The sequence below is a fragment of the Mesorhizobium sp. M8A.F.Ca.ET.202.01.1.1 genome (assembly GCF_004791595.1).
Classification (GTDB): Bacteria; Pseudomonadota; Alphaproteobacteria; order Rhizobiales; family Rhizobiaceae; genus Mesorhizobium.
This window is the reverse complement of the sequence record NZ_SRUN01000296.1, coordinates 1-286: the sequence shown is the minus strand read 5'-3', so window position 1 is coordinate 286 and position 286 is coordinate 1. Positions and strand designations below refer to the sequence as shown.

Here is a 286-nt window from a genome sequence, read left to right as displayed (position 1 = left end):
GGCGTTCGGGGAACCGTCGGTGAAGGTGACACGCGGCACCGCCCAGATCATGGCCTGGCTGTTCTTGGCGATGCGGACATTGATGTTGGTTGCCGTGTTGTTGAAAAGCTTCGTCAGCAGCGTGCTGGAACCGAAATAGGTCTCGATCGCGACGCCGACATCGCAGGATCCGGTTCCGATCGCCTCCGGCCCGACGAGGCCGTCGGAGCGGATGCCGCCAATGTTGCGGAGGTTGTTATTGATCGTGAAGGTGCAGGAGCGGATGTAGTTCTTGTTGGCGATGATG

Annotated in this window: 1 protein-coding gene; it reads right to left on the bottom strand. The window is 59.8% G+C overall.

All coding sequences use genetic code 11. The annotated features are described in order from the left end of the window. On the bottom strand, positions 1–286 hold a 286-nt coding region (locus EN845_RS34940; protein ID WP_245511898.1), incomplete at both ends, for a phage tail tube protein.